This is a genomic window from Streptomyces sp. CNZ301, from assembly GCF_004217425.1.
Genome location: NZ_SHLG01000002.1, coordinates 578,801 through 604,756 on the forward strand (window position 1 = coordinate 578,801; position 25,956 = coordinate 604,756).

Below are 25,956 nucleotides of genomic sequence, written 5' to 3' on the forward strand. Positions count from 1 at the left end.
CCCGCCGAAGTGCGCCACCGTGGAAGATGAGGACGGCGACGCGGGGCCCCGGCCCCGCGAGCACACGCCGACAGCACGGACAGGACCCGGCAAGAGAACACGGGCAGGAGGGCACCCGGTGGACCCGATCACGGCACTGGACCGGATCGCTTTCCTGCTGGAACGCGCACTGGCCCCCACCTACCGGGTGCGGGCCTTCCGCAACGCGTCCGAGGTGCTGGCCGGCCTGGGACCGCAGGAGGTGGAGCGGCGAGCGGCCGCGGGGCAGCTCGAGTCCCTCAAAGGGGTGGGGCCCAAGACCGCGCAGGTCGTCAGGGAGGCGCTGGGCGGCGAGGTCCCGGGCTATCTGGCGAAGCTGGAGAGCGAGGAGGAGGCCCGGCCGGAGGCGACGACCGTGGACGACGCCCCGGTCACCGACGAGGCCCGAACACTGCGTTCGGCTCTGCGGGGCGACTGCCACATGCACTCCGACTGGTCCGACGGCGGCAGCCCCATCGCGACGATGGCCCGTACCGCCGCCGGACTCGGCCACGAATGGGCGGCGCTGACGGACCATTCGCCCCGTCTGACGGTGGCGCGGGGCCTGTCCGCCGACCGGCTCCGGGAGCAGCTGGACGTGGTTGCGGAAGTCAACGAGCAGATCGCCCCGTTCAGGCTGCTGACCGGCATCGAGTGCGACATCCTCCTGGACGGGTCGCTCGACCAGGACGAGGAGCTGCTGGCCCGGCTCGATGTGGTCGTGGCGTCCGTGCATTCGAAACTGCGGATGCCTGCGGCGGAGATGACGCGCCGCATGGTCGCCGCCGTGCGCCATCCGCTCGTGGACGTGCTGGGCCACTGCACGGGACGGCTGCGTTCCAGCCGCCCGGAGTCCCAGTTCGACGCGGAGGCGGTCTTCGCGGCGTGCGCCGAGTCGGGCACCGCCGTCGAGATCAACTGCCGTCCGGAACGGCTCGATCCGCCGCGCCGTCTGCTACGTCATGCCGTCGACGCGGGAGTCCACTTCTCCATCGACACCGACGCCCACGCGCCCGGCCAGCTCGACTGGCAGATCAACGGGTGCGTCCGTGCGGCGGAGTGCGGCGTGCCCGCGGAGCGCGTCATCAACACCTGGACCGCCACAGAACTGCTGAGCTGGACGCACGGTTCCCGGGAAGCGTGACGTGACAGGAGGACCAGGGTGTCCGATCCGAGCCCTCGACGGTCTCATCGCGGCGAGCGCAGAGAGCCACTGACGATCCGCCTGAAAGGCGCGGAAGTGGTTCTGCGGCAGCGGTACGAAGTGGCGAGCATCGTCAACGACATCTTCATCGCGGTGTGGTTCCTCGTCGGCAGCTTCATGTTCTTCTCCGAGCGCTGGGAGAGGACGGGCACCTGGTGTTTCGTATTCGGCAGCGTGGAGCTGCTGGTGAGGCCGGTCATCCGGCTGATCCGCCACTTCCACCTGCGGTGGATTCGCGGCGGGACCTACGCCGCGCACGAGTCCTCCCAGGACTTCTGAGACCGCCGCGGCGTCACGGCCCCCTCCGGCGGCATCACGGGCGCCCGCCCCCGCGCCGGGGGTGCACCTGGCGACACCCCGCTGCTGCGGCGGACACCCCTGGTGAGAGGCGGGCTGCGCGGCTGTCGGCACCCACCCCCGTGCCGGGAGGCTTCAGTGCATGACGACACCGGCAGCATCCACGACGGCGACCACGACGGACACCCCGGCACGCACGACGACGGGGACGGCAGCCCCGCGGCACGGGCACGAGGACGGACCACAGGCGCGCGGCAGTGACTTCGCGCGGCTGTACGCGCGGATCGACGAGGCGGGACTGATGCGGCGCCGCCCCGGCTACTACACGCTCCGGCTGACACTGGTCGGCCTGGCGGCCGCGGGCGGCTGGGCCGCGTTCTTCGCGCTGGGCGAGAGCTGGTGGCAGCTCGCGGTGGCCGGCTTCCTCGGGCTGGTCTTCGGTCAGCTCGCCCTGGCCGCACACGACCTCGCACACCGTCAGGTCTTCAGCCGGCGCAGACCGAGCGAGATCGGCGGCCGCATCGTCGGCAACCTCGGCATCGGCATGTCCTACGGCTGGTGGATGAACAAGCACACGCGCCACCACGCCAACCCCAACCACGAGGAGCTCGACCCGGACGTCCGTCCGGACATCCTCGTGTGGTCCCGGCGCCAGGCACGCACCGCCGAGGGACTGCCCCGCCTCGTCGGGCGCCACCAGGCGTGGCTGTTCTTCCCGCTGCTCACCCTCGAAGGGTTCAACCTGCACGTCGCCGGCGTCCGTGCGCTGCGCGAGAAGCACATGAAGCGGCGCGTGCTGGAGGGCGCGCTGCTCTTCGCGCACTTCGGGGCGTACCTCGCGGCGCTCTTCCTCGTCCTGCCGCCCGGCACGGCGTTCGCCTTCCTCTTCCTCCACCAGGCCGTCTTCGGCGTCTACCTCGGCTCGATATTCGCCCCGAACCACAAGGGCATGCCGATGCTCACCGGGGCGGACCGGCCGGACTTCCTGCGGCGGCAGGTCCTCACCTCGCGCAACGTGCGAGGCGGCCCGCTGACCGACCTGATGCTGGGCGGGCTCAACCACCAGATCGAGCACCACCTCTTCCCGAGCATGCCCTCACCGCATCTGCGCCGTGCCCGCGTCATCGTCCGCGGCCACTGCGCCGAACTGGGCATCGACTACCACGAGACGGGCCTGATCGACTCGTGGCGCGAGGCGTTGAGGCATCTGCACGACGTGGGCACGCCGCTCCGCGGCTGAAGTGCCGCTCCCCTGCCCGGCCGTGGACCTGCTCGCGGTCAGGCGGGGCGGGCCGCCGGCGGGCGGGACGGCGGGAGTTCCCGGTCCGTCTTCTCGATCGCGCCCCCCGCGCGCGTCGCCGGCACCGGGGGGCCCGCGGCCTCGTTCAGCCAGCGGCGCAGGACGAGGTGGACCCGTTCCGCCCCGACCAGCTCCGCTCCGTCCGCCGGGGCGGACAGCTCGCGCGGCCAGAGCAGGAACGCCTCGTTCTGTTCCCCTCCGAGGCCGCCGTGCGAGCCGATCTGCTGCTCGAAGGCGTGGACGGCGCCGGTGCCCGGGTCGACCACCGAATTGATCACGATGTCGGGCACGTTGCGGAACCCTGCGCTGCGCCGCACGGCCTCCACGGCGCCCGGCCCGAACGGAGCCAGCGGGTCCGCGCCGCCGGTGATCTCACCTGTCTCCAGGCGGTGTTCGGCTCCGCCGCCGCCGAGCACGACCGGGCCGTGCCGGTCGCTGTGCACCAGCAGGAAGCCGATACCGGGATGGTCGGCGAGCGTACGCAGCAGCGTCGGGTGCCGCTTGTCCACCTGCTCCCTCGACATCCGTCCGGGCACGTCGGGGAAGGAGACGAGCCCCAGGTTGCCGGAGGCCAGCACCACCGGGCCCTCGCTCCTGGACGGTTTGCGCTCCTCGCTCTGCGGCCCGTCCTCCGGTCTGTGCAGCGCGGCGCGCGCGGCGGCGCGCGCCTCCGCCCCGCTGGGTGTGCGCCCCACGCGGCGGGAGACGGGCAGCCCGCAGCCCGCCCGCACGAGGTCCTCCAGTGTCAGCCCGTAGGACGCGCGGAAGGTCTCCCCGGCGCTCTGCCCGTGGTCGGAGAGCAGCACGATGCGGTACGGGCGCGGCGCGCGCCGCGCCGCCTTGGCGATCAGTGCCACGGACCTGTCCAGCCTGCGCAGCACCTGCCGGGCGTCGCCGCCGCGCGGCCCGGAGTGGTGGGCCACCTCGTCGTAGCCCACCAGATCGGCGAAGACGGCGGTGCGTCCGCTGAAGACGTCACCGAGCACGGCGGCGACCACCACGTCGCGCTGGACGACCGTGGCGAACGCCCGGATGAGCGGGTACAGGCCGCCCCGCGGCACCCGCGGCCGGTCGCCGCGCAGCCGCGACCGCGTCGCCTGGACGAGCTCCCGCACCGCCTCGGCGACGAAGGACACGGCGGTACGGGTGGCGTTGGCCGGGTCGGAGAAGTACGCGAAGTAGCCCGCGCGGGACCGGTTCTCACGGCCGCGGCGAGCGGCCACGGAGACCACCAGGGCGACCTGGCCGGCCCCGCCGCTGAAGAGGTTGCCGCGGCTGGCGCCGTCGAGGGCGAGCAGCCCACGGTCGCCGGTCTCCTCGACGGCGCGGCGCTGGAGTTCGGCGGCGCCGGAGGGGCGGTTGCTGATCAGCACCTCCCCGGACTCCTTCTCGTACCAGCGGAATGCGGGCACGTCCTTGTTGCTGCCGTGGAGGATGCCGAGCTGGCTGGCCCCGGTCTGGGACGGCCAGTCGGTGCGCCAGCGCGTCAGCCGGTGCGTGCTTGCGTACATCTCGGCGACGGCCGGCATCAGCGGGGGCCCGCTCTCCGATCCGCTCACGGCTTCGCGCAGCAAGTCGTGTCCGACGCCGTCGAGTTGCAGGAAGACGGTGCCGGGTGTGCGCGGCGCCGGGCCCAGGCCCTCCCGGCGGCGCCTGCGTCCGGCGAGGCGGGCCAGACGGCGGCGGTAGGCACCGTCGTCGCGCACGGCCAGGGCCGTGCTGGTGGCCGAGGAGGCGGCGGACATCACCGCGGCCACGACCACCGCGGTGCCCGGCTCGGCCGAGCCGCGTCCGTACGGAACGAGGGAGAGCGCGAGCCACAGCAGGGAGCCGTTGAGGAAGAAGACGAGCGTGCCCAGGACGAGGGCCGGCACCAGCAGCAGGGCCCGCACCAGCACCGGCCACACCACCACGGAGAGCAGGCCGAAGACCCCGGCTCCTATGGCGGCGGTCGTGGCGATGAACGTGGCGCTGTCACCGTCAGGTGACTGCAGCCGGAAATCGGGAAGGATGCCGGCGAGCGCCAGCAGCGTGAGAGTGCTCACCATCCACACGGCCAGCACCCGCAGCACGGCGGCCCCGAAGGACCGCCAGCGCCAGGGGGTTCCCCCCAGCAGGGCGGGCGGAAAGATCCGCACCCGCATGCCGCCTCCCAACTCTCCCGGCTCCGCTCGCACACCCTCAGACACGAGAACCCACCCGATGCGCGGGATTTTCTCCGATTCTCCACGTTGCGCCCGGGTCGTGACACAGCGCCCGACCCGTCCCCGTGCGCCGGCGCTTAGGCTCGGAGCACGCGGCCAGCAACGAGGAGGAACACAGGTGCCGGTGGAAGTCACATGGTGGGGGCACGCCACCGCCACGGTGCGGGACTCCGGGGTGACGGTTCTCACCGATCCGCTGCTGGTGCGGCGCATGGCCCACCTGCGCAGACGGCGCGGCAGTCTGCCGCCGCCGTCCGCCGCCCACGCCGACGTGGTGCTCGTCTCACACCTCCACGCAGACCATCTGCACCTCGGCTCACTGGCGCTGCTGGCGCCCGGCACACGCGTCGTCGTGCCCCGCGGAGCCCTTCGCGCCGTACCGCGGCTGCGGCGGCTGGCGTCCGTGCTGCGCCTCGAGGAGGTGGGGCCCGGGGAGAGCGTCGCCGAGCGGGACGTGACGGTGCGCGCGGTCCCGGCGGCACACGACGGGCGCCGCCTGCCGTACGGGCCGCACCGCGCGCCCGCACTCGGATACGTGGTGGAGGGAGCCGCCCGCACGTACTTCGCCGGTGACACCGGCCTCTTCGACGGCATGGCCCGGTCGGTCGGCACCGTCGACGTGGCGCTGCTGCCCGTCGGCGGCTGGGGCCCCTGGCTGGGCCCGGAGCATCTGGACGCCGGACGCGCCGCGGAGGCCCTGGTACGTCTGCGCCCGCGCACAGCGGTGCCGGTGCACTACGGCACGTTCTGGCCGATCGGCATGGACGCGGTGCGGCCGCACGAATTCCACGCGCCCGGCGACGAGTTCGTACGCAAGGCGGGCATGCTGGCACCCGGGGTCACGGTCCACCGGCTCGGGCACGGTGAGAGCCTGACGCTGGAGTCGGCCTGATGTCCTTTCAGCACCTGCTCGCGGGGGCGGGTTCCGGAGCGGGCACCGTCATACCCGGGGAGTCCGCGCAGCAGGCCGTCACCTAACCTGCTCTGTTCCTGCTGGTGCTGCTCGGCTCGCTGGTGCCGGTGGTGCCGACGGGCTCGCTCGTCAGCCTCGCCGCGGTCCTGGCCCTCCATCAGAGCGTGCCGGTTCTCGGCCTCGCCCTGGTGTTCGTGACGGGTGCGGCCGCCGCGTTCCTCGGGGACCTCACCCTCTACTCGCTCGGACGGCGCGGCGTGGACTCGCAGAGCGGATCGCGCCGGCTGGAGCGGCTGCGGCAGCACGCGCCTCCGGAACGGCTCGGCCAGGCCCAGGACAAGCTCCGCGAACACGAGGTACCCGTGCTGATCGTCTCCCGGCTGATACCCGCGGGACGCATACCCGTCATGGTGGCCTGCCTGCTCGCGCGGATGCCCACGCGCGAATTCGTGCACGGCAACTTCCCCGCATGCCTCGCCTGGACCGTGGTCTACCAGCTCATCGGGCTCCTCAGCGGCTCCGTCTTCCCCGAACCGTGGGAGGGGATCGCGGCGGCGGTCGCCCTCACAGCGATCATCAGCGTCGCGCCGACGGTGTGGCGTCGGTTCCGCGCGAGTTGAGCACCGTCCGCGAAGGGCCGGCAGGGCGCACCTGACCGAGGCTCCCGTGACCGGCACGACGATGACCGCCACGACGGCGACGCACGCGGCGGCCGGCCCCGCCTCCGCCGTGGACGTCTACTCCTCCTGCTCCTCCAGGGCGCGCGACGCCCCGACGGGAAGGTCCCACAGATCGCTGCGCGCCCGTCCCGCCGCGGCCCACGCCGCACGCACGCGCTCCAGCGGCTGAAGCGGCGGCTCCGCCGAGAGCAGGAACGCGCCGTAATGCATCGGCGCCATCGCCCGCGCCCCCACGTCCGCGCAGGCCCGCACCGCTTCCTCCGGCGAGGTGTGCACCGGCCGGAGCATCCACCGCGGTTCGTACGCACCGACGGGGAGCAGCGCCAGGTCGATGCCGGGGCAGCGGCGGCCGATCTGCGTGAACCAGCGGCCGTAGCCGGTGTCCCCGGCGAAGTAGACGCGCCTGCCCATGCGCTCCCCCCGCCCGGCGCCGAGACGTGTGAGCACCCAGCCGCCCCAGAGGGAACGGCAGGTGTCCGTCAGCGTCCTGCGTGACCAGTGGTGTGCGGGGACGAACTCGAAGCGGACCCTGCCGCCGTCGCTCGCGGGCAGCTCCGCCGCCTCCCACCAGTCCAGCTCCGTCACGCTGGTGAAGCCCCTTCTGCGGCACCAGCGGCCCAGCCCGGCGGGGACGAACAGGTGGGTGCGGCGCGGGAGCCGGCGGAGTGTGGGGGCGTCGAGGTGGTCGTAGTGGTTGTGCGAGATGACCACGGCGTCGACGTGCGGCAGGTCCGCCCAGCGCAGGCCGGGAGGCGTGACCCTGGCGGGCGTGCCGAGGATGCGGTGGGACCACACCGGGTCGGTCAGCACCGTCAGACCGCCGATGCGGACGACCCAGCTCGCGTGCCCCACCCACGTCACGGCGAGGGTCCTGGGCCGTGCCGCGGGCAGCGGGCCCGGTTCGTACGGAAGCCGCGCGACGTCGCCGAGGGTCTCGGGCGCCGGACGCATCGACCTCTCACGTGCGACGCGGAGCAGCGCCTGCACACCGGGAAGCGGCGCGGTCAGCCGGTGCGCGAAGGTCCGCGGCCAGAGCCTCCTGGCTCCGACGGGAACCAGCGCCGGCGGCTTCGCGGGTGCCGGCGGGGCGGGCGCGGCCGGCGCATGCGGGGGCGCCTTCGTGGCTGTCTCCGTCTCCTGTTCGGTCAGCGTCCGGTCCGCTTCCACAGTCACCCCCGGAGGTCCGTCAGTTCGGTAAGGGCCGATTTCACGGAATCGAGTGCCCGGCCGGACCCGGGCGACGCCGGGGGCCCTGGCAGGTCCGGATCTGCGACGAGTCCGCCGGCCAGCCGCACCCGCAGCGCTTTCGGATCGTCGCCGAAGCGGTGCCCGCCGCACGCGAACGGCCCGAACATCCGCACCAGTTGCGCCTCCAGGCCGGGCGAGTCCCGGACGCCGTGAGCTTCGAGACGGGCCCGCACCGGCTCGAAGTCCGCATAGAGGTGGCGCCCCACGCGCGGCGGGCGGCACAGCGCTCCGGCCCCGGTGACGACGCGGTGCAGTCCGGCGAGGACCGATCCGTAGGCGCGCGCGGTGCTCACCCGGCGGGCCCGGAGCGGCTCGGGTTCGGTGAGGGCGTCGGCGACGGCGGAGTCGTCCGGGCCGGTCAGCCCCGTCAGCAGCGACGTCAGCACCCCTCGTACGGACTCGGCGAGGCCGTGCCCGCTTCCGCTGTCCGGGAAGCGGGCGATGCCGGCGGCCGGGCCGTGGGGCAGCAGCGTCTCCCCCAGTTCCGCGAGCACGACGACCTCGTCGGTCTCCCGGCCGCCCTGGACCATTTCGGCGGGGCTGACGACGACCGTGCTGTGCGGCGCGTGCGCCGTCTCGCGCCACGTCTCGTCGCTGACGACCAGCAGCCGCTCGTCACCCGCGGCTTCGACCACCTCGTGCAGCAGTTCGGGGGGCGCCGCGGTGCCGGTGCAGTCGTCCGCCACGGACAGCACCAGCACGCGGGGCGGTTCGGGTCCCTCGATCCGCACACGGCGGACCGTCTCCCGCAGGGCCACCGGATCGGGCACTCCCCCGCACTCGGCCGGCACGGGCACGGTGCGCACGGGACGGCCCAGCAGCCGGGCGGGCTGCGCGTACCAGTTCTCGCAGGGCCTCGGCGTCAGGACGGTGCCAGGGCCCGTGACGGCCAGCACCGCGAAGAGCAGAAGGTCGGCCCCGGGGGCGGCGACGACCTGGTCGGGACGGGTGTCCATGCCACGGCGGTGCCAGTAGCCGCAGGCGGCGACGGCTGCGGCGGACCGTGTACGCCGGTAGCCGTCGCTGCCCTCCATCGCTCACGCCTCCGCCGTCGCGCCGCCGCTGTCACCCTCAGAGAATCAAATAGGACAAATACACAGTGCGTCCACCTTCGCAGAGTTCCGAGGGCGGCGTGCGACGACACGTAGGCGCTCGATGCAGGGGTGCGGCCGCCCGGCTGTGGCTACGCGCCGTGCCCGCGGCTGCGTACGACCTGTTCGGCCAGGCCGGCGAGCTCCGCCCGCTTCTCCTCGACGACCCCGGTCAGCCCGTCAGGGTGGAAGGCGTAGACGGACACGGTCAGCACGGCGCCCTCGTGACGGAAGGGAAGCGTCGCGCACGCGCGCAGACCCCGCTGCAGCGCCATGGCCCGGTAGCGGGGCCACCGCGTCTCGTGCCGCACGTCGCTGACGAGCACGGGCTGGCCGCTCTCCAGCGCTGCGGGCACCGGTCCCTCCTCGGACTCCCACTGGACGGCGACCAGTTCGGAGACCTCGGGGTGCGTCACGGCGGAGGCCCGCCCCTCGGGGGCCTCGGCCAGAGGGCCGCCCGCGGGGTCGGTCAGCGTGACGGCGGCCGCGCAACTGCCGGAGGTGGAGACGGCGGCGTGCTGCGCGAGTTCGGTGAACCCGCGGCAGAAGGATGCCTCTGCCGCCTCTGCCGTCCCCCGCTCGTCCGGCTGCGTGAGCGGCGTCACGGAGCGGAGGGCCTTGTTCTGGGGGTTCAGGGGGCCGTCGAGAGCGCCGAGCGGTTGCTGGTCTTTCACATGCGGTCGGCTGCCCGGGCGGGCAGAACGAAAACGGCCGCATGTGTGCAGTTCCGGAGGGTTTCGTGAACATCAGGAGGTCTCGGCGGTGGCGGCCCGGAGATCTGGCCGGGCCTCGTGAGGCGCATGCGGGCTGTCGGGGCGTCAGCGACCGCCTCTCCCGATGTACACGACCGCTGCTCCCGATGCACAGGGGCGTTGTCCCGCATGCGTGCGGCCCGCCACATCACGCCGCAACCGGGGACGTGACGGCCGCCGGGGCCCGACTGCGCCGCTGTCGGGGTCAGGCGGCGGTGAGTTCGGCCCGGTGTCCGTCGGGCTCGCCTTCGCGGTCCGTGCCGGCGTCGACCTCCTGCTGGATCCGCTCACACGTCCGGCTGATCAGACGCGAGACATGCATCTGCGAGATACCCAACTGATCGGCGATCTTCGTCTGCGTCATGTCGCAGAAGAACCGCATGTACAGAATGCGGCGCTCCCGCTCCGGCAACCGCTCCAACCGCGGCTTGACCGACTCCCGATAGATCACATGCTCGAACCCCGGCTCACTGCGGCCCAGCGTGTCCGCCAGCGAATACCCGTCATCCGCACCCGACAACTCGGCATCCAGCGACAACGTGCTGAAACTCTCCAGAGCCTCCAGCCCCACCAGCACATCCTCCTGCGACATCCGCGCATGCTCGGCGATCTGCGCCACCGACGGAGCACGCTCCCCCATCGACAAACCCAGCTCCCGACGGCTGGCACGCACCCGGTTACGCAACTCCTGCACCCGGCGCGGCACATGCAGACCCCACATGTGGTCACGGAAATGCCGCTTGACCTCACCCACAATGGTGGGAACAGCGAAACTCTCGAACGCGCTGCCGCGGTCCGGATCGTAGCGGCGCACCGCCTTCACCAGACCCAGCGACGCCACCTGCCGCAAGTCCTCCAGCGACTCCCCACGATTGCGGAACCGCTGCGCCAGACGCTCCGCCATCGGCATCCACGCCCGCACGACCTCCTGCCGAAGCTCTTCCTTCTCCACCCCCTCGGGCAGAGAGACGATCCGGCGGAAATCCGCCGCGGTATCAGGAGCGTCATCATGCGGATGGCGGGCACGCGTCGTACGCATCGGCGCAGAAGTCATGTGCTTGGCCTACTTCCCTGGGTGTACTGCATCTGCGGACACCGCGGGAGACAAGACACAAGCGGGACGGACCGAACCTACGGCCACAAGCAGAGACCGAGCTCTCGAATGAGCCCTACTCCCGCGGATGTGCCTTCTTGCCGAAGCACTCACCTCCGCGTGCCCCCCACCCCAGGCAGCAAACGTCAACGCCGGCTCCGCGGTTGTGGCTTAACCCACCGTCCCGGCACGGCCCGCGCACCCCGAAGCAGGACAGGTGTTTCCTGCCCTTCGGCCCGGTAACCCGGGGCCGCATGCCTTCCGACTGCGATCACGTGCGGACACCTGCCGGCCTGCGGGGCTCGGACGGCGCCGTCGGCGCAGAGGGCTTCGGGACCGGTGCCGTCCACGCCCGCCGGGCCCGTGCCGGACCTCGACGGCGCGGTCCCCGGGAGCTCCGCGTACGCGACCGCATCAGGCGGTCGGCACCACGGGAGAGCTGACACCGGCTGTCGCGCTCCCGGGGCGCCTCCGGACCGGCCGGACGGCCCGACGGGCCCGGAAGGCAATCAGCGGGGGAACGAACCCGAACCTGCCGGCGCCGCCGGTATCGCGGGAGAGGAGCACGACCCATGTCCGAGAAGGTTTCCGACTACATCCTGCGCAGGCTGCGCGAGTGGGACGTCGAGCACGTCTTCGGCTACCCCGGCGACGGCATCAACGGCCTGCTCGCCGCCTGGGAACGGGCCAAGAACGAACCGCGCTTCGTCCAGGCGCGGCACGAGGAGATGGCCGCGTTCGAGGCCGTCGGGTACGCCAAGTTCCGCGGCACGCTCGGCGTTTGCACCGCGACCTCGGGCCCGGGCGCAATCCACCTGCTCAACGGGCTCTATGACGCCAAGCTCGACCACGTGCCCGTCGTGGCCATCGTGGGGCAGACGGCACGCTCCGCGATGGGCGGTTCGTACCAGCAGGAAGTCGACCTGCACTCCCTCTTCAAGGACGTCGCTTCGGACTTCCTGGAGACGGTCACCGTCCCCGAGCAGCTGCCCAACGTCCTCGACCGCGCCATCCGCACCGCCTACGCGCGCCGGGCGCCGACGGCCGTCATCGTCCACTCCGACGTGCAGGAGCTCGAATACCGGCCGCCGGGCCACGAGTTCAAGATGGTGCCCTCCAGCCTCGGCAGCAGCGGCTGGCGCACCGAACCCGCCGAGGCGGCACTCGACCACGCCGCCGAAGTGCTCAACTCCGGCAAGAAGGTGGCCATTCTGGCGGGCCAGGGCGCACGCGGCGCTCAGGCCGAGGTGCAGCAGGTCGCCGGCATGCTGCAGGCAGGCGTGGCGAAGGCGCTGCTCGGGATGGACGTGCTGCCGGACACCCTGCCGTACGTCACGGGCCCCATCGGACTGCTGGGAAGCCGCCCCAGCTACGAGATGATGCGGGACTGCGACACCTTCCTCACCATCGGATCGAGCCTGCCCTACAGCCAGTTCCTGCCACCCTTCGGCAAGGCCCGCGCCGTCCAGATCGACATCGATCCGCACATGGCCGGGATGCGCTACCCGTACGAGGTGAACCTGATCGGCGACGCCAGGTCCACGCTGCGGCGGCTGCTGCCCAAGCTCCGGCAGAAGAAGGAAGGGCGCGAGTGGCAGGAGGAGTTGATGGCCTCCGTCGACCGCTGGAAGGACGTGATGCGGCGCCGCGCCGAGGTGAGCGCGGACCCGGTCAACCCCGAATACGTCGCCCACTGCCTCGATCCGCTGCTTCCCGACGACGCGGTCATCACCGCCGACTCCGGCTCCACGACCAACTGGTACGCCCGGCACCTGACCATGCGTGGCACGATGCGCGGCTCCCTGTCGGGCACGCTGGCGACGATGGGCTGCGCGGTCCCGTACGCGATCGGCGCGAAGTTCGCCCACCCCGACCGTCCCGTCGTCGCGCTCGTGGGGGACGGCGCGATGCAGATGAACGGACTGGCCGAACTCATCACGCTCGCCAAGTACCGCATGTCCTGGACCGATCCGCGGTTCGTGATCGGCGTGTGGAACAACCGCGACCTGAACCAGGTGACGTGGGAGATGCGGGCCATGAGCGGCTCGCCGCAGTTCGTTCCGTCCCAGGCCCTGCCCGATGTCTCCTACGCGGCCTTCGCCCGCACCCTCGGCATGACCGGCATCAGGGCCGAGAAGCCGGAGGACGTGGAGGACGCCTGGCGGCAGGCGCTCGACGCGGACGGCCCGGCCGTCGTCGAGTTCATGACCGACCCCGCGGTCCCGCCGATCCCGCCGCACGCCGACTGGGACCAGATCGAGGCAACGGTGGCATCGATCGTCAAGGGCGACTCCGACCGCAAGGCCATGGTCAAGCAGGGCTTCAAGGCGAAGCTCCAGGAGTTCCTGCCCGGCGGCAGGCCCCATCCGTCGGACGGTGACGAGGAACCGCACCAGGAGCCGGGCACTGCCGCCGGCGCCCACGGGACGGACGGGCGCGGGAGCAGGACCAAGGGCAAGGAAGCCAAGAGCGACCGGGAGTCCGCCGCCGGACAGCACGGCGGGGAGAAGGCCGGCAGGAAGTCGAGGAAACGCAAGGCTGAAGCGGGACGCGAGGGCCGGGCGGCCAAGGGCCCGGACGCATGAAGCCCGCTCGCATCGGCCGGTGGACCGGAGCCCGCTGCGGGCTCCGGTCCGAGCACCGCCCAACGCCCGCGCCGCGGGCGCGGGACGCCGTGCCGCGACGGCCCGGTCATGCCCCCGCTGACGTCTCACGGGCGCGTGGCCGGTCATGCCCCCGCTGACGTCTCACGGGCGCGGGCACCCTCCCTTGTGCGGCCCGGCGTGACCGGACGGTCCGGGTGACGGCGCAGGTACTCGGACTCCAGCTCCGCCATCCGCACGCTGTGCGCGGACAGCGCGTCCTTCGGCGCGTGCAGCAGGGTGTCGTGCCGGGTGCGGTGAATGGTCTCGAGCTCCCTCAGAAGGTCCGCGTCGGACAGCTCGCGGGGATCGATTCCCATGGGGCTCCCTCTCTCGGTTCGGTCTCGTCTCGCTGATTGCTGTGCTGCGTCCGCGCCGGTCGGCCGCCGACCAGCCATTGCGCCCGTGCGAGCACCGCTCGTGTGGTTCGCGGCCGTACGGGTACCCGTGCTCGGCGATCCAAGGAGGAAATCAATGGAACTCGGATTCCTCGGTCCGCTCTTCGAGCGCAAGGGCCCTTGGGCGTCTGTCTACTTCGACACCCGCACGGCCTCCGAGGACGCCGCCACCCGCCACGAGCTCAACGCGAAATCGGCACGTGACCGGCTCAGGGACCAGGGAGCCGACGACGCCACGTGCCGAGCTGTGTACGACAGGCTCCTGGCGCTGTCCCGAGGCCCGGAGCCCCCCGCTCACGCGGTCTTCGCCACCGGGGGCGAGGTCGTCCTGGACACGGAGCTGACGGTGCAGCCCCCCGGCGGCGGCCCGATCGCCGTCTGGCAGGCGCTCCCGCACACGGGGCCGCTCGTCGAACTCGTCGACAGCGATCCCCCGGTGCTCGTGGCCTACATCGACCGCAAGGGCGCCGAATTCGAGCTGACCGGCCCGTTCGGTGCGCAGCCGGCAGGCGGCGTCACCGGCAGTGACTGGCCCGTGCACCGCACGCCCTCGGCCGACTGGTCGGAGCGGCACTTCCAGACCCGGGTCGAGAACACCTGGGAGCACAACGCCGCCGAGATCGCCGACGAGCTGCGCATCCGCTGGGAGAAGAGCGGCGCGGAAGTCCTCGTACTGGCGGGCGACGCGCGCGAACGCAGCTCCGTGCACGACCGTCTGCCGCCCGACCTGCGTGAACGTACGGTTCAGGCGGAGCACGGCGTCCGCGCCGACAGCCACGCCGAAGGGCCCGCCTCGAACACCGCGGGCGGCCGCAGGCTGCTCGCGGACGAGGTCGCCGGAGCGCGGGCGGAGTACGCGCGGCAGCGTGCCGCCGAAGTCATGGAACGCTTCCAGGCCGGGCGCTCGCCGGGCGGCGACGGCCGGATCGACGCCGCAGAGGGCGTGCCGGCGCTGGTCGAGGCCGCACGCGAGCACCGCATCGGCGTGCTGCTCGTACGGCCCGACGGCCCCGACGCGCACCGCGAGGTCTGGGTGGGCGACGAGCCGGGCCAGATCGCGCTGCGCCGCAGCGAGACCCAGTACCTGGGCGCCACGGAACCCTCCCCGGCACGCGCCGACGACGCGTTGCTGCGTTCCGCGGCGGCGACGGGCGCCGATGTGCTGTGCGTACGGGACTCCGACGTACCCGAAGGTGTGCCGCGTGACCTGCCGGACGGCGGTCTCGGGGCCCTGCTGCGCTGGCCGCACGAAGGAGCACCGCAAGGAGGTGGAGCCGGTGGAGGACAACATGCAACGCGGTAGTGACCCTCTGAATGTTCACCGGGACGACGAGGCCAAGCGGGAGATGCAGGGCTGGATCCGGTCCGGGCACCCCACGAGGGCCGAGGAGTGGGACGACCCCGAGCCCGGCGCCGACGACGACCCGGAGATCACGGAGCACCCGGTCCAGCAGGGGCTGCGCGCCCCGGACCGGGAGGAAGCGGAGGACGAGGCTCTGCGGTCCGAACTGGCGCGGCATCTCGGCCGTCGCGCCTTCCCGGCCGACCGCGAGGGCCTCAAGCGCACGCTCCTGGACCAGTACGCGCCGGAACCCCTGGTGGAGACGGTGCGTGAGCTGCCCAAGGACGGCGACACGTACGGGAACGTGCAGGAGGTGATGGCCGCTCTGGGGCGGAAGCCTCAGGCGTGAACGGCCGAACCGGAAGGAAGACCGCGGGCGCGGCCATGGGTGTGCCCGCGCGCGTCGGGCGCGGCGCGGGCCCTGCGGCGCATCGACCCCGAGCGAGTGCCGCGCGGACGCGAGCGGGCTGACTCCGGCTCCCGCCGTGTGAGCAGAGCGGAAGCGGTTCCTGTCCCCGGGACGACGGGAACCGCTTCGCTGCGCCCGTACGCACGGCGGCGGCCCCGCTTCGCGGCGGGACATGACAGGGCGGGACATGACAGGGATGGAGTGGGGGCGGGCGCGGTCACGGGCTGCGAAGGTTTACAGGCGACCAGGTCAGAGAAGGCGCAGCTTCATGGCAGCATTCACCGACCGCGTCGGCCGGAGCCTGCGCGGCTTCCGCCGTCGGCACGTCCAGAACCGGGTCGGGGCGTCGAAGCCGGGCACGGGGACGCTCTCGTCACCGTTCGCCCGCCGGAACACGGACGCGGCGTCGGACGAAAGGTCCGCCTGGCGCAACTGGCCCGCGTCGCGGGCCTGGTCGGCCACCGACCGCCGGCTGTTCGAGCTGGTGGCCAACCGCGACTGGCCCGGCCCGGAGCGAGTGCTGCCCCGGCTGAGCCGGAGCGCCAACAACGGACGGCTGTGGTGCGCGGTGGCCGGTGCGATGGCGCTGGCCGACACTCCGCGCTCCCGCAGGGCCGCGGCGCGGGGCCTGGCCTCCCTGGCCGTGGCGTCGGCGACGGTCAACACCCTGGGCAAGCAGGCGGTGCGGCGGGAGCGTCCGCTGCTGGAGGGCGTGCCGCTGATCCGGCAGTTGCACCGCCAGCCGGTGACCACGTCCTTCCCGTCGGGTCATGCGGCGTCCGCTGCGGCCTTCGTGACGGGAGTGGCCCTGGAGTCTCCCCGCTGGGGCGCCGCGGTCGCCCCCCTCGCGGCGGCCGTGGCCTTCTCCCGCGTCTACACCGGCGTCCACTACCCCAGCGACGTGCTGGTGGGTGCGGCCCTCGGCGTGGGTTCGGCGTTCGCCGTGCGCGGCATCGCCCCCACCCGTTCTCAACTTCCCTCCCCCGGACGCCCGTTGGCCGACGCCCCGGCGATGCCGGAGGGCTCGGGGCTGGTACTGGTCGCCAACTCCACCTCCGGTTCCCGGCTCGAGGAGTCCGACCTCTTCCCCGGGACGGGCCTGCTGGAGGGAAACCGCAGCGAGCAGAGCGCGGCGGCCGAGCAGGAGGAGCCCGCGGAGGCCGTCGAACCCCCGGCGCTGGGCGTCGTGCGGAGCATGCTGCCGAAGGCCGAGATCATCACCTGTGACCCGAGGTCCGGCGACATCGTCGGGCCCCTCGAGGAGGCGGCCCAGCGGGCAGCGGAGCTGGGCGGCGCGCTCGGCGTCTGCGGCGGCGACGGCACGGTGAACGCCGCCGCGGTCTGCGCGAAGCGTGCCGGTGTTCCGCTGGCCGTGCTGCCGGGCGGCACGCACAATCACTTCGCCTTCGACCTCGGAATCGAGGAGTTCGCCGACACCTGCCGGGCCGTGCAGTCGGGCGACGCCGTCGCCGTGGACCTGGGACGCTTCACGCCCCAGCCGGGGGCGGCGCCGGGGGCCGAGGAGGTCGTGCGCGCGGCTGAAGCGGACGACGTGAGCGGCCCGGAGGCCGATGGCGCCCTGCGGTCACCGGTTCCGGCGGAGCCCGGGCCGCGCGCCGCGGCGCCCTTGCTCCGGGCCGGGGAGCCGGGCTACTTCCTCAACACCTTCAGCCTGGGCGCGTATCCGGAGCTGGTCCGCATCCGCGAGCGGTGGGCCCACCGCATCGGCCCGTGGCCCGCCGGGGTGCTCGCCGCGCTGCGCGTTCTGCAGACGAGCGGGCCGGTCGAGGCCGGCCTGGGCGGCAAGGAGCGTGCCCTGTGGCTGCTCTTCGCCGGCAACTGCGCCTACAAGGTGGGGATGGCGCCCGTGCGGCGGCACGACCTCGCCGACGGCATGCTCGACGTCCGCCTCGTCAAGGCGGGGCGCTGGGCCCGTACGCGGCTGTTCATAGCGGCCCTCACCAGCGCCGTCGACCGCTCGCCGCTGCACAGCACGACGCGGCTGCGCCGCCTGATGATCACGGACATCCCGCCGGGCACCCACCTCAGCTATGACGGTGAAGTGGCAAGGGCCCCGGGGCGGTTGCTGCTCGACAAGGAGCACGAGGCCCTGCGCGTCTACCGGCCCCTGAACGTGTGAGCGCGGCCCCCGGTCCGCATGGCGGTCGCCCGTGGCCTCCCCGGCCCGGCGCGCAATAGCCTGCGCACCATGGCGTCGAGGGACAGAGCACAGGCGGCCGGGAACGCGGAGACGGCCGTCTACACACACGGCCACCACGAAGCGGTATTGCGTTCGCACACGTGGCGTACGGCGGTGAACTCGGCGGGGTACCTGCTGGGCGAACTGGAGCCGCACATGCGGGTGCTGGACATCGGGTGCGGGCCCGGCACCATCACCGCGGACCTCGCGGCGCTGGTGCCGGGAGGGCACGTCACCGGACTCGACTCGGCGCCGGGCGTGCTGGAGCGGGCACGCGGGACGGCGGCCGGCCGCGGGCTGGACAACGTGACGTTCGAGGTGGGCGACGTGCACGCGCTGGAGCACTCCGACGGCGCCTTCGACGTGGTGCACGCCCATCAGGTGCTTCAGCACGTGGGCGATCCTGTCCGGGCGCTGCGGGAGATGCGCCGGGTGTGCGCTCCGGGCGGAGTGGTGGCCGCCCGGGACTCCGACTACGGCGCGATGTTCTGGTATCCGCTCGTCGAGGGGCTGACCGGCTGGCAGGACCTGTACCGGCGGGTGGCCCGCGCCAACGGAGGCGAGCCCGACGCGGGGCGGCGGCTGCACGCGTGGGCGCGTGAGGCGGGGTTCCGCAACGTCACGGCCTCGTCGTCCACTTGGTGTTTCGCCACCGGCGAGGAGCGCGCGTGGTGGAGCGAGCTGTGGGCGGAGCGCACGCTGGCCTCGTCCTTCGCGGCATCGGCGGTGGAAGGCGGTCACGCGACGCGGGAGCAGCTGCGGGAGGCCGCGGACGCGTGGCTCGAGTGGGGCGCGCGGGAGGACGGCTGGTTCGCGGTGCCCCACGGGGAGATCCTGTGCGGGGCCTGACGTGCGCCGAGTCGCCCAACTAGGGTGCGGGCCATGGACATTCTGGGGACTTCACTGCGCGTCTGCGTCGACGATCTGGACGCTGCAGTTCCGGCGTACGAGCGGCTTGCGAGCACCGAGGCGGTGCGTTTCACCCAAGGACCGGTCTCGGTCGCGGCGGTGGGGCCCTTCTTCTTGATGAGCGGCCCGTCGGAGCACCTGGAGATCCTCCGGAAGATCGCGGCGACGCTCGCCGTGAAGGACGTCCGCGAGGCCGTCGCGGACCTGGAGGCCGTCGGCGCGCAGATCGTGGCCGGCCCCAAGGAGACGCCCATCGGGCGCAGCGTGATCGCACGCCACCCTGACGGCAGCGTGTTCGAGTACGTCGACCGCCAGGAGGCGGACGGGTAACCGAGCCCGGCGGACACCCCCGCCGTGCGGTCGGCCTCCCCCTGGCTTCGCCGGAGGGGAGGCCGACCCATGCCGGAGGCTCTGGTGGGGGGCGTCCCGGGCCGGCTCTGTACGACGTTCGGCTCTGGCGCACTTTCGGTGGTGTCGATGCCTGATCGGACTCGCTCGGTAGCACATGCGGAGTCTCAACGAGCTTGTGGGCATGGTGTTTTCGGGCTTGCCGCCGCCGGCGGTCGACGAGCGGTCGACGAGGGCGAGCTGATCCGGGTGCGGGCGCGGGCGCCCGCGGGCCGGCCCGGACACTTCGGCGCGTGGGGCGGGCGCCGGTGTCGGAGCAACGACGGAGGACACACGGCGGCAAGGAATTTGAAACGAACCATTGACAGGGGCTCCGGCCATGGGCACTCTCATGTGCACGCGATGGGCTAAACGATTTACCAAGGCGATATCCACTACTTTGGGCAGGGGTAATGACACGCCGGATCGGGATCAAGGATGTGGCTGCGGCGGCAGGTGTGTCGACCGCGACCGTGTCGCACATCCTGAACGGCGTCGAGGGCAAGCGGGCCAGCACGGAGACCCGGCAGCGCGTCCTGCAGGTCGCCGAGGAGCTCGGGTACGCGCCGAACGGCCTCGCCCGGGGGCTGAGGCTGAAGCGGTCGCACACCATCGGCTTCGTCAGCGACGAGATCGCCACCACCCCCCACGCCGGCCGGATGATCCTGGGTGCCCAGGAGGCCGCCGCGGCGGAGGGCCTGGTGCTGCTGCTGGTCAACACGAGCGGCGACGCCGAACTGGAGCGCACGAGCATCGAGATGCTGCTCCAGCGGCAGGTGGACGGCGTGCTGTACGCGGCGATGTACCACAGGATCGTGCGGATGCCGAAGATCATGGGCTCGACGCCCACCGTGCTGCTCGACGCGCGCTCCGACGACCCCGCCGCCCCCTTCGTGGTGCCCGATGAGGTTCAGGGCGGGTACACGGCGGTGCGTGAGCTGACCGACCATGGGCACCGCAGGGTCGGCGTGATCGTGCAGACCCTCGACATCCCCGCCCGGCAGGGCCGCTTGGAGGGATACCACAAGGCGCTCTCCGAGGTCGGTGTGTCCTACGACCCGTCTCTCGTCGCCGCCGAGACCGCAGTGCCCTACGGGTCGACAACCGGCGACGTGGACGCGGGCCACCGGGCCGCACGGCGTCTGCTGACGGCGGAGCAGCGCCCGACCGCGTTGTTCTGCTTCAACGACCGGATGGCCGCCGGTGCTTACCGGGCTGCCGCCGAGTTGGGGCTGTCCATCCCCGGCGACCTGTCGGTCATGGGGTTCGACAACCAGGAGCTGGTCTGCGAGACCGTCCACCCCGCACTGAGCACGGTTCAACTGCCGCACTACGAGATGGGGGCACGGGCCGTGGCCCAGTTGCTCGCGCTCACCGGAACACCGGGCCGGCCACCGGGCCCGGACACCCAGGAGATGCTGCCTTGCCCGCTGGTGGCGCGGGCATCGGTCGCTTCGCCGCCCCGACTCTGACACCGGGACGGCGAAGCATTTCGCACCATGACAGGCGACCGTCGCAACCGGTCGTCATCCCTGTCAGCACTCGAACACCGTGAGGGTACACATATGTCCCCTGAGACTTTCAATGAGCCATCGAACCGGCGCTGCCGTCCGATGTCCGACACCGTCGCCGATCTGTCCGCAGGCGTGGGCGAGTTGGTCTGCGTGACCTCGTCTCATTCCTCCGGCGCCCCGGCCCCTCGGGCGCGAGAGTACTGAGCCTCGCGCTTCTCGCCGACCCGGCGTCAGCGCTTCAGCAAGCTTTCCCGCACCTCGCCGCCGGCACCCCGCCGGACCGGCTTCGGCCGCCATGCGACCAGGGGCTGCCGCGAGTTCCGGTGGAAGCCACCTTCATCGAGTTCCCCAAGGGGATCGAGGCAGACCAGGTCCGGTGACCCTCCCTCCCCGCATGCTCCTTGCACATAACGAAAGGCACGTGCGTGTCTACTGCACCCTCTGATCCGTACCGGCCCGTCGCGCATCTGCGTCCGCCCCGGAACTCGATGAGCGACCCCAACGGGCTGGTCTTCCATGACGGCCAGTACCACGTCTGCTACCAGTACAACCCCTACGGCGCGACCCACGCGAACATGCACTGGGGGCACTTCCGCAGCCCCGACCTGCTGAGTTGGGAGCCTCTGCCGATCGCTCTGGCCCCGACCCCGGACGGTGAGGACGCCGACGGTTGTTTCTCCGGCAACGCCGTCTCCGACGGCGACCGGCTGGTCGCCTTCTACTCCGCGCACCGCGAGAACCGCTCGCCCCAGCATCAGCCGGTCACCAGCGCCACTTCCCGCGACAGCGGCCTGACCTTCAGCCCGCGGGGCGAACTCGTCATCCCCTCATGGCCCGACGGCTGCACCATGTACCGGGACCCGTACGTCTGGCGGGACGGCGACGGCTGGCGGATGCTCGTCGGCTCCGCCCTCGCGGACGGCCGCGGCGCGGCCCTGCTGTACGAGTCGTCCGACCTGGAGGACTGGACCTACCTGGGGCCCTTCGCCGCCCGCGAGCAGGAGCCGGCCGGCTGCACCGGCCTGAACACCGGCGAGGGCTGGGAGTGTCCCCAGTACCTGCCGGCGCAGTCCGGACGGCCCGGTGCCCTCATCTTCAGCGCGTGGAACCATCACGGCGGCGCGCGGTGCGTCACGGCCCTGGTCGGCGAGGAACGCGGCAACGTCTTCGAGGCCGGCCCGCCAGTCCTCGTGGACCACGGACCGGACTGCTACGCACCCGCGTTGCTGCGTGCGCCCGGGGGTGCTCCCCCAAGCGTTGCTGAAGAGACCCACCCCCACGCCGAAGGCAGCGGGGGAGGCCGATGGCTGCTGTGGGGCTGGTCCTGGGAAGCCCGCGAAGAAGGCTGGTCGGTCGCGGGCGGATGGGCCGGCGTGCTGACCGTTCCCCGGGAGATCTCGGTGAGCGACGACGGCACGCTGAGGCAGCAACCCGCTCCCGAGCTGCTCGCCCTGCGCGGCGGGCGCGCTGTCCGTGCCGAGGGCACGGCCCAGGGCACGGAGGCGGTCGAACTCGGCAGTGTGGGGCGCGCGTTCGACCTGACCGCCCGTCTGGAGACGACCGGGGCGGCGGGCCTGCGGCTGCTCACCACCCGGGACGGATCCGAGTACCTCGACATCCGCCTCGATGCCGCTGCGGGTGAACTGGTCGTCGACCGCGACCACGCCTCGCTGGACGCCCGCGCCCACGGTGGTTCCGCCCTGATGCCCTGCCCCACCGGCGAGCCGGTCGATCTGCGCCTGGTCGTCGACCACTCCATCGCCGAAGTCTTCCTGACCACCACCGGCCAGGTGCTCACCATGCGCTTCTACCCCACGGGGGACGACCCGTGGCGCCTGCAGGCCCACACCGCTCCCGACGCTCGCCTGAGCTACGCGGTCGACGCCTGGGAGCTGCTGCCCCTCGTGATCAGGGAGCAGAGCGCCGACACCCAACTGCCGCAAGGGCGGCCCACATGACGGATCCATCGCGCACGTGGCCGTGAGGCCGGTGCCGATCCCGAGTCCCCACAACGCACCCCACACCATCCACCCATACCCGCACCTCACACCGGAGGCACCCACCATGAACGTCGGCAACAGCAGATCCCGCCGGACAGCCTGTACGGCTCTGGCTCTCGTCCTTCCCCTGGCCGCACTCGCCGCCTGCGGCGGAGGCGGCGGCACAGGCAGCACCTCCGCCGAGAAGGGAAGCGGCACGGGCACCATCAAGGTCTGGGCCCACCAGGGTCAGGCCAGCGAGGCCGCCGCCCTGCAGAACGCGGTGAAGACCTTCAACTCCTCGCAGAAGAAGATCAAAGTCAAGCTGACGCTGATCCCCGACAACGACTACACCAAGACCGTCACCGCCACCGATCCCTCCAAGCTGCCGGACGTGATGGAGTTCGACGGCCCGACCATGGCGAACTTCGTCTACAACAGGAAGCTCGCCCCGATCGACGGCCACGTCTCCGCCAAGACCCTGGCCAACGCTACGGACGCCATCAAGGCGCAGGGCCAGTTCAACGGCAAGCAGTACGGACTCGGCATGTTCGACTCCGGGCTCGGCATATACGGCAACAAGAAGCTGCTGGACGAGGCCGGGGTGAAGTACCCGACGAGTCCGTCCGATGCCTGGACGGCGGACGAGTTCACCGACGCCGTGAAGAAGCTGGCAGCCGAGGACACCGACGGCAAGAGCCTGGACATCCAGGAAGGCAACGGCCTCGCCACCGAGTGGGGCACCTACGGCTTCGCCCCGGCCATCTGGTCCGCCGGCGGCTCCCTGCTGAAGAACGGCAAGGCCGAAGGCGCCGTGGACACACCGGCCGCGGTGTCCGCGCTGAAGACCTTCCAGTCCTGGAAGACCTACATCGACCCCAACACCAGCGGCAACGCCTTCGCCAAGAGCCAGGTCGCGCTGAGCTGGGTCGGCCACTGGATGTACCCCGACTACAGCAAGGCCCTCGGGAAGGATCTCGTCGTGCTGCCGCTGCCCGACTTCGGCAACGGCCCCAAGACCGGCCAGGGTTCCTGGGCCTGGGGCATCGGCGCCGACACCAAGAACGGCAAGGCCGCCGGCGCCTTCCTCGACGCCCTCCTGAACGACACCAACGTCACCGCGATGACCAAGGCCAACGGTGCCCCTCCCGGCACCGAGTCCGCGCTCGCCAAGAGTGAGCTGTACAAGAAGGGCGGCCCGCTGCAGCTCTTCGCCGACCAGCTCGCCAAGCCCTGCGGTGACACCGACATCGACAAGTCCTGCGTCGCCGTGACCCGTCCGGTCACCGGCGGATACCCCACGGTGACCGCCAAGTTCAGTCAGGCGCTGAGCGACGTCTACGGCGGCGCCGACCCGAAGAAGGCTCTGGCCAAGGCCGCCCGCGCCATCGACCAGGACTTCTCGGACAACGACGGTTACAAGCTGCCGTAGCCGCATCCATCGGCCGGGAGGGACGGACGCCGACGGCGCCCCCTCCCGGCCGGGAACAGGACTCCCATCGTGACCACCGTGAACCCCGCACCCGCCGTGCCTGACGGGCGGAAGCCGAGCCCACCACCGAGATCCGTCAAGTCCGTACGGTCCGGGCGCCCCCACCGCGACTGGGTGCACGGGCTGCTGATGTCCGCACCCGCACTCGGCGGACTGATCGCCTTCGTCGGCGTGCCGTTCGTCTACGCCGTCGTCCTGTCCTTCCACAACGTGCTGCTCGGCTCACCGCTCCCGCCCCGCTTCTCCGGCCTGGAGCAGTACCGGCGGATCTTCACCGACCCCGACCTGTCCGGCCCCTTCCTGCGGGCCCTGCTCAACAACCTGACCTTCGCCGTGGCCGTCGTCCCCCTGCAGACCGCCCTCGCCCTCGGCCTGGCCATCCTGCTGAACCGCAAGCTCAAGGCCATCGGCCTCTTCAGGTCCCTGTTCTTCATGCCGGTCGTCTTCCCCATGGCCCTGGTCGCGGTCATCTGGCGGCTCATCCTCGCCCGCAGCGACCAGGGCATGCTCAACTCCGCACTGGATGCGGTGAGTTTCGGCAACTGGGGCGCCTTCGACTGGCTCGGCAGCGCCGCCACCGCTATGGCCTCGATCATCGTGCTGTCCATCTGGCAGGGCGTCGGCTTCCAGATGGTCATCCTGCTCGCCGGCCTCCAGCAGATCCCGGGCGAACTCTACGAGGCCGCCCAACTCGACCGGGCCTCCCGGTGGCAGCAGTTCCGCCACGTCACCCTGCCCGGCATCCGCGGCACTCTCGTCTTCGTCGCCATGCTCACCTCGGTGCTGGCCTTCCGCGTCTTCGACCAGGTCTACGTCCTCGTCAAGGGCGGCGGACTCGACGAGGACGCCACCCGCACCGTGATGTACCAGGCAGTCACCACTGCCTTCGACCAGAACAACATCGGCCAGGCATCCGCGATCACCATCGTCTTCTTCCTGATCGTCGTCGTCCTGACTCTCGTCCAGCGCCGCGTCGTCCGCCCCGGCAACGAGGACTGATCATGATCCGCACACCACTTCGCCGCTTCCTCGACTACACCGTCCTGAGCGTGCTGGCCTTCATCTTCATCCTGCCCGCCCTCTATCTGATACTCGGCAGCTTCAAGCCCTCCGACGAGGTGCTCAACGGCCTGACCGGCTTCCTGCCCACCCACCTGTCCCTCGACAACTACGCCGCCGTTCTGAACAACTTCGACTCGGACGCCACCGGCTACTTCTGGCGCTTCATGGGCATCTCACTGCTCCTGGCCACCGTCGTGGTCCTCGGCGGCCTGATCGTCAACTCCATGGCCGCCTACGGGCTCACCCGGCTGCGCTGGCGAGGCCAGCGCGCCGTCTTCACGCTCGTCCTGCTACTGATGCTGGTGCCGTTCGAGGCGGTCGCGGTCCCGCTGTTCTACCTGTTCAACGGGCAGCGCAACACCATCTTCATCCAGGCCATCCCCTTCATCGCCTACGCATTCTCCGTCTACCAGTTCGCCACCTTCTTCCGCGGTATCCCGCGCAGCATCGAGGAAGCCGCCCGCATCGACGGCGCCGGCCCCTGGCGCACCTTCTTCGCGATCATCGTCCCCATGAGCAAGCCGGTGTTCGCGTCGGTCGCGATCCTGACGTTCCTCATCCAGTGGGGGTCCTTCCTGTGGCCCGTCCTGATGGTCTCCGACCCCTCGGTGCGCCCGCTGCCCCTGGCGATAAGCGTCTTCCAGGGCCAGCAGCCGGTGGACTGGGGCCAGATCCTCGCCTTCGGCGTGCTACTGGTCCTCCCCGTCCTGATCGTCTTCGCGTTCTTCCAGCGATGGTTCGTCCAGGGAGTCGCCGGCTCCGCCGTCAAGGGCTGAGCGTTCCGCACGCAGAAGGGCGGCCGGCCGCTGTGCACTCCCACCC

General features: G+C 71.8%; 22 protein-coding genes. 16 read left to right on the forward strand and 6 right to left on the reverse strand.

What is annotated here, in order from left to right:
• Positions 1-118: 118 nt before the first annotated feature.
• The 3 genes from EV375_RS26735 to EV375_RS26745 all read left to right on the forward strand — a co-directional run bounded on the left by EV375_RS26735 (position 119) and on the right by EV375_RS26745 (position 2,759).
• The gene (locus tag EV375_RS26735) at positions 119-1,162 is read left to right on the forward strand and encodes a PHP domain-containing protein (protein ID WP_130302497.1); all 1,044 of its coding nucleotides are present in this window, start codon (positions 119-121) and stop codon (positions 1,160-1,162) included.
• 96 nt (positions 1,163-1,258) lie between these two features.
• Complete coding sequence (locus EV375_RS26740; RefSeq protein ID WP_486588824.1) at positions 1,259-1,501, forward strand: YrhK family protein; 243 nt, start codon at positions 1,259-1,261, stop codon at positions 1,499-1,501.
• Between the two features lie 160 nt (positions 1,502-1,661).
• Positions 1,662-2,759 carry an acyl-CoA desaturase gene (locus tag EV375_RS26745; RefSeq protein ID WP_130302498.1) on the forward strand — a complete coding sequence of 366 codons (1,098 nt, stop codon included), beginning with the start codon at positions 1,662-1,664 and terminating at the stop codon, positions 2,757-2,759.
• Between the two features lie 38 nt (positions 2,760-2,797).
• Here EV375_RS26745 and EV375_RS26750 read toward each other — a convergent pair whose 3' ends face one another.
• Positions 2,798-4,963, reverse strand: a complete 2,166-nt coding sequence (locus EV375_RS26750) for a phage holin family protein (RefSeq protein WP_130302904.1) — start codon at positions 4,961-4,963, stop codon at positions 2,798-2,800.
• Between the two features lie 178 nt (positions 4,964-5,141).
• On the opposite strand from EV375_RS26750, the gene EV375_RS26755 reads away from it, so the two are divergent.
• Complete coding sequence (locus EV375_RS26755) at positions 5,142-5,915, forward strand: MBL fold metallo-hydrolase (protein ID WP_130302499.1); 774 nt, start codon at positions 5,142-5,144, stop codon at positions 5,913-5,915.
• A gap of 104 nt (positions 5,916-6,019) precedes the next feature.
• Positions 6,020-6,556: a DedA family protein gene (locus EV375_RS26760; RefSeq protein WP_486588825.1), complete on the forward strand. Its 537-nt coding sequence runs from the start codon at positions 6,020-6,022 to the stop codon at positions 6,554-6,556.
• A gap of 117 nt (positions 6,557-6,673) precedes the next feature.
• On the opposite strand, the gene EV375_RS26765 is transcribed toward EV375_RS26760, so the two are convergent.
• The 4 genes from EV375_RS26765 to EV375_RS26780 form a co-directional block, all read right to left on the reverse strand.
• A complete protein-coding gene (locus tag EV375_RS26765) occupies positions 6,674-7,765 on the reverse strand; it encodes an MBL fold metallo-hydrolase (protein WP_486588875.1) in 1,092 nt (363 codons plus the stop codon).
• Positions 7,766-7,785: 20 nt separating this feature from the next.
• Positions 7,786-8,898, reverse strand: a complete 1,113-nt coding sequence (locus EV375_RS26770; protein WP_130302500.1) for an aminotransferase class I/II-fold pyridoxal phosphate-dependent enzyme — start codon at positions 8,896-8,898, stop codon at positions 7,786-7,788.
• Between the two features lie 149 nt (positions 8,899-9,047).
• Entirely contained in the window at positions 9,048-9,629 is a 582-nt protein-coding gene (locus tag EV375_RS26775) for a GAF domain-containing protein (RefSeq protein ID WP_165434857.1), read from the reverse strand.
• A gap of 283 nt (positions 9,630-9,912) precedes the next feature.
• On the reverse strand, positions 9,913-10,761 hold the full coding sequence (locus EV375_RS26780; RefSeq protein WP_486588826.1) for a sigma-70 family RNA polymerase sigma factor: 849 nt from the start codon (positions 10,759-10,761) through the stop codon (positions 9,913-9,915).
• 611 nt (positions 10,762-11,372) lie between these two features.
• Between EV375_RS26780 and EV375_RS26785 the strand changes: the two genes are divergently transcribed.
• Positions 11,373-13,385: a pyruvate oxidase gene (locus tag EV375_RS26785; protein WP_486588827.1), complete on the forward strand. Its 2,013-nt coding sequence runs from the start codon at positions 11,373-11,375 to the stop codon at positions 13,383-13,385.
• 143 nt (positions 13,386-13,528) lie between these two features.
• On the opposite strand, the gene EV375_RS26790 is transcribed toward EV375_RS26785, so the two are convergent.
• Positions 13,529-13,762 carry a DUF6158 family protein gene (locus EV375_RS26790; RefSeq protein ID WP_055487091.1) on the reverse strand — a complete coding sequence of 78 codons (234 nt, stop codon included), beginning with the start codon at positions 13,760-13,762 and terminating at the stop codon, positions 13,529-13,531.
• Between the two features lie 154 nt (positions 13,763-13,916).
• On the opposite strand from EV375_RS26790, the gene EV375_RS26795 reads away from it, so the two are divergent.
• The 10 genes from EV375_RS26795 to EV375_RS26840 all read left to right on the forward strand — a co-directional run bounded on the left by EV375_RS26795 (position 13,917) and on the right by EV375_RS26840 (position 25,910).
• Positions 13,917-15,143 carry a baeRF2 domain-containing protein gene (locus EV375_RS26795; RefSeq protein WP_130302502.1) on the forward strand — a complete coding sequence of 409 codons (1,227 nt, stop codon included), beginning with the start codon at positions 13,917-13,919 and terminating at the stop codon, positions 15,141-15,143.
• The gene (locus tag EV375_RS26800) at positions 15,130-15,531 is read left to right on the forward strand and encodes a DUF2795 domain-containing protein (RefSeq protein WP_130302503.1); all 402 of its coding nucleotides are present in this window, start codon (positions 15,130-15,132) and stop codon (positions 15,529-15,531) included. Before EV375_RS26795 ends, EV375_RS26800 begins: the two co-directional genes overlap by 14 nt.
• A gap of 328 nt (positions 15,532-15,859) precedes the next feature.
• Positions 15,860-17,731 (forward strand): bifunctional phosphatase PAP2/diacylglycerol kinase family protein, encoded by a 1,872-nt coding sequence (locus EV375_RS26805; protein WP_130302504.1) that lies wholly within the window; start codon positions 15,860-15,862, stop codon positions 17,729-17,731.
• Positions 17,732-17,800: 69 nt separating this feature from the next.
• Positions 17,801-18,640 (forward strand): class I SAM-dependent methyltransferase, encoded by an 840-nt coding sequence (locus EV375_RS26810; protein ID WP_130302505.1) that lies wholly within the window; start codon positions 17,801-17,803, stop codon positions 18,638-18,640.
• A gap of 33 nt (positions 18,641-18,673) precedes the next feature.
• Positions 18,674-19,030, forward strand: a complete 357-nt coding sequence (locus EV375_RS26815) for a VOC family protein (RefSeq protein ID WP_130302506.1) — start codon at positions 18,674-18,676, stop codon at positions 19,028-19,030.
• A 470-nt stretch (positions 19,031-19,500) separates the two neighbouring features.
• Positions 19,501-20,559: a LacI family DNA-binding transcriptional regulator gene (locus tag EV375_RS26820; protein ID WP_130302507.1), complete on the forward strand. Its 1,059-nt coding sequence runs from the start codon at positions 19,501-19,503 to the stop codon at positions 20,557-20,559.
• A 467-nt stretch (positions 20,560-21,026) separates the two neighbouring features.
• Positions 21,027-22,559, forward strand: coding sequence for a glycoside hydrolase family 32 protein (locus EV375_RS26825; protein WP_130302508.1), 1,533 nt, complete (start codon positions 21,027-21,029; stop codon positions 22,557-22,559).
• A gap of 106 nt (positions 22,560-22,665) precedes the next feature.
• Positions 22,666-24,012, forward strand: coding sequence for an ABC transporter substrate-binding protein (locus EV375_RS26830; protein WP_130302509.1), 1,347 nt, complete (start codon positions 22,666-22,668; stop codon positions 24,010-24,012).
• 69 nt (positions 24,013-24,081) lie between these two features.
• Complete coding sequence (locus tag EV375_RS26835; protein WP_130302510.1) at positions 24,082-25,071, forward strand: carbohydrate ABC transporter permease; 990 nt, start codon at positions 24,082-24,084, stop codon at positions 25,069-25,071.
• 2 nt (positions 25,072-25,073) lie between these two features.
• Positions 25,074-25,910, forward strand: a complete 837-nt coding sequence (locus EV375_RS26840; protein ID WP_130302511.1) for a carbohydrate ABC transporter permease — start codon at positions 25,074-25,076, stop codon at positions 25,908-25,910.
• The last annotated feature ends 46 nt before the right edge of the window (positions 25,911-25,956 follow it).

Excerpts from the sequence above, each read along its gene's own strand:
- EV375_RS26840 (WP_130302511.1), top strand. The coding sequence starts at position 25,074 with ATGATCCGCACACCACTTCGCCGCTTCCTCGACTACACCGTCCTGAGC.
- EV375_RS26820 (WP_130302507.1), top strand. The coding sequence starts at position 19,501 with ATGACACGCCGGATCGGGATCAAGGATGTGGCTGCGGCGGCAGGTGTG.
- EV375_RS26770 (WP_130302500.1), bottom strand. The coding sequence starts at position 8,898 with ATGGAGGGCAGCGACGGCTACCGGCGTACACGGTCCGCCGCAGCCGTC.
- EV375_RS26750 (WP_130302904.1), bottom strand. The coding sequence starts at position 4,963 with ATGCGGGTGCGGATCTTTCCGCCCGCCCTGCTGGGGGGAACCCCCTGG.
- EV375_RS26780 (WP_486588826.1), bottom strand. The coding sequence starts at position 10,761 with ATGACTTCTGCGCCGATGCGTACGACGCGTGCCCGCCATCCGCATGAT.
- EV375_RS26745 (WP_130302498.1), top strand. The coding sequence starts at position 1,662 with ATGACGACACCGGCAGCATCCACGACGGCGACCACGACGGACACCCCG.
- EV375_RS26805 (WP_130302504.1), top strand. The coding sequence starts at position 15,860 with ATGGCAGCATTCACCGACCGCGTCGGCCGGAGCCTGCGCGGCTTCCGC.
- EV375_RS26790 (WP_055487091.1), bottom strand. The coding sequence starts at position 13,762 with ATGGGAATCGATCCCCGCGAGCTGTCCGACGCGGACCTTCTGAGGGAG.
- EV375_RS26830 (WP_130302509.1), top strand. The coding sequence starts at position 22,666 with ATGAACGTCGGCAACAGCAGATCCCGCCGGACAGCCTGTACGGCTCTG.
- EV375_RS26800 (WP_130302503.1), top strand. The coding sequence starts at position 15,130 with ATGCAACGCGGTAGTGACCCTCTGAATGTTCACCGGGACGACGAGGCC.
- EV375_RS26795 (WP_130302502.1), top strand. The coding sequence starts at position 13,917 with ATGGAACTCGGATTCCTCGGTCCGCTCTTCGAGCGCAAGGGCCCTTGG.
- EV375_RS26785 (WP_486588827.1), top strand. The coding sequence starts at position 11,373 with ATGTCCGAGAAGGTTTCCGACTACATCCTGCGCAGGCTGCGCGAGTGG.
- EV375_RS26815 (WP_130302506.1), top strand. The coding sequence starts at position 18,674 with ATGGACATTCTGGGGACTTCACTGCGCGTCTGCGTCGACGATCTGGAC.
- EV375_RS26810 (WP_130302505.1), top strand. The coding sequence starts at position 17,801 with ATGGCGTCGAGGGACAGAGCACAGGCGGCCGGGAACGCGGAGACGGCC.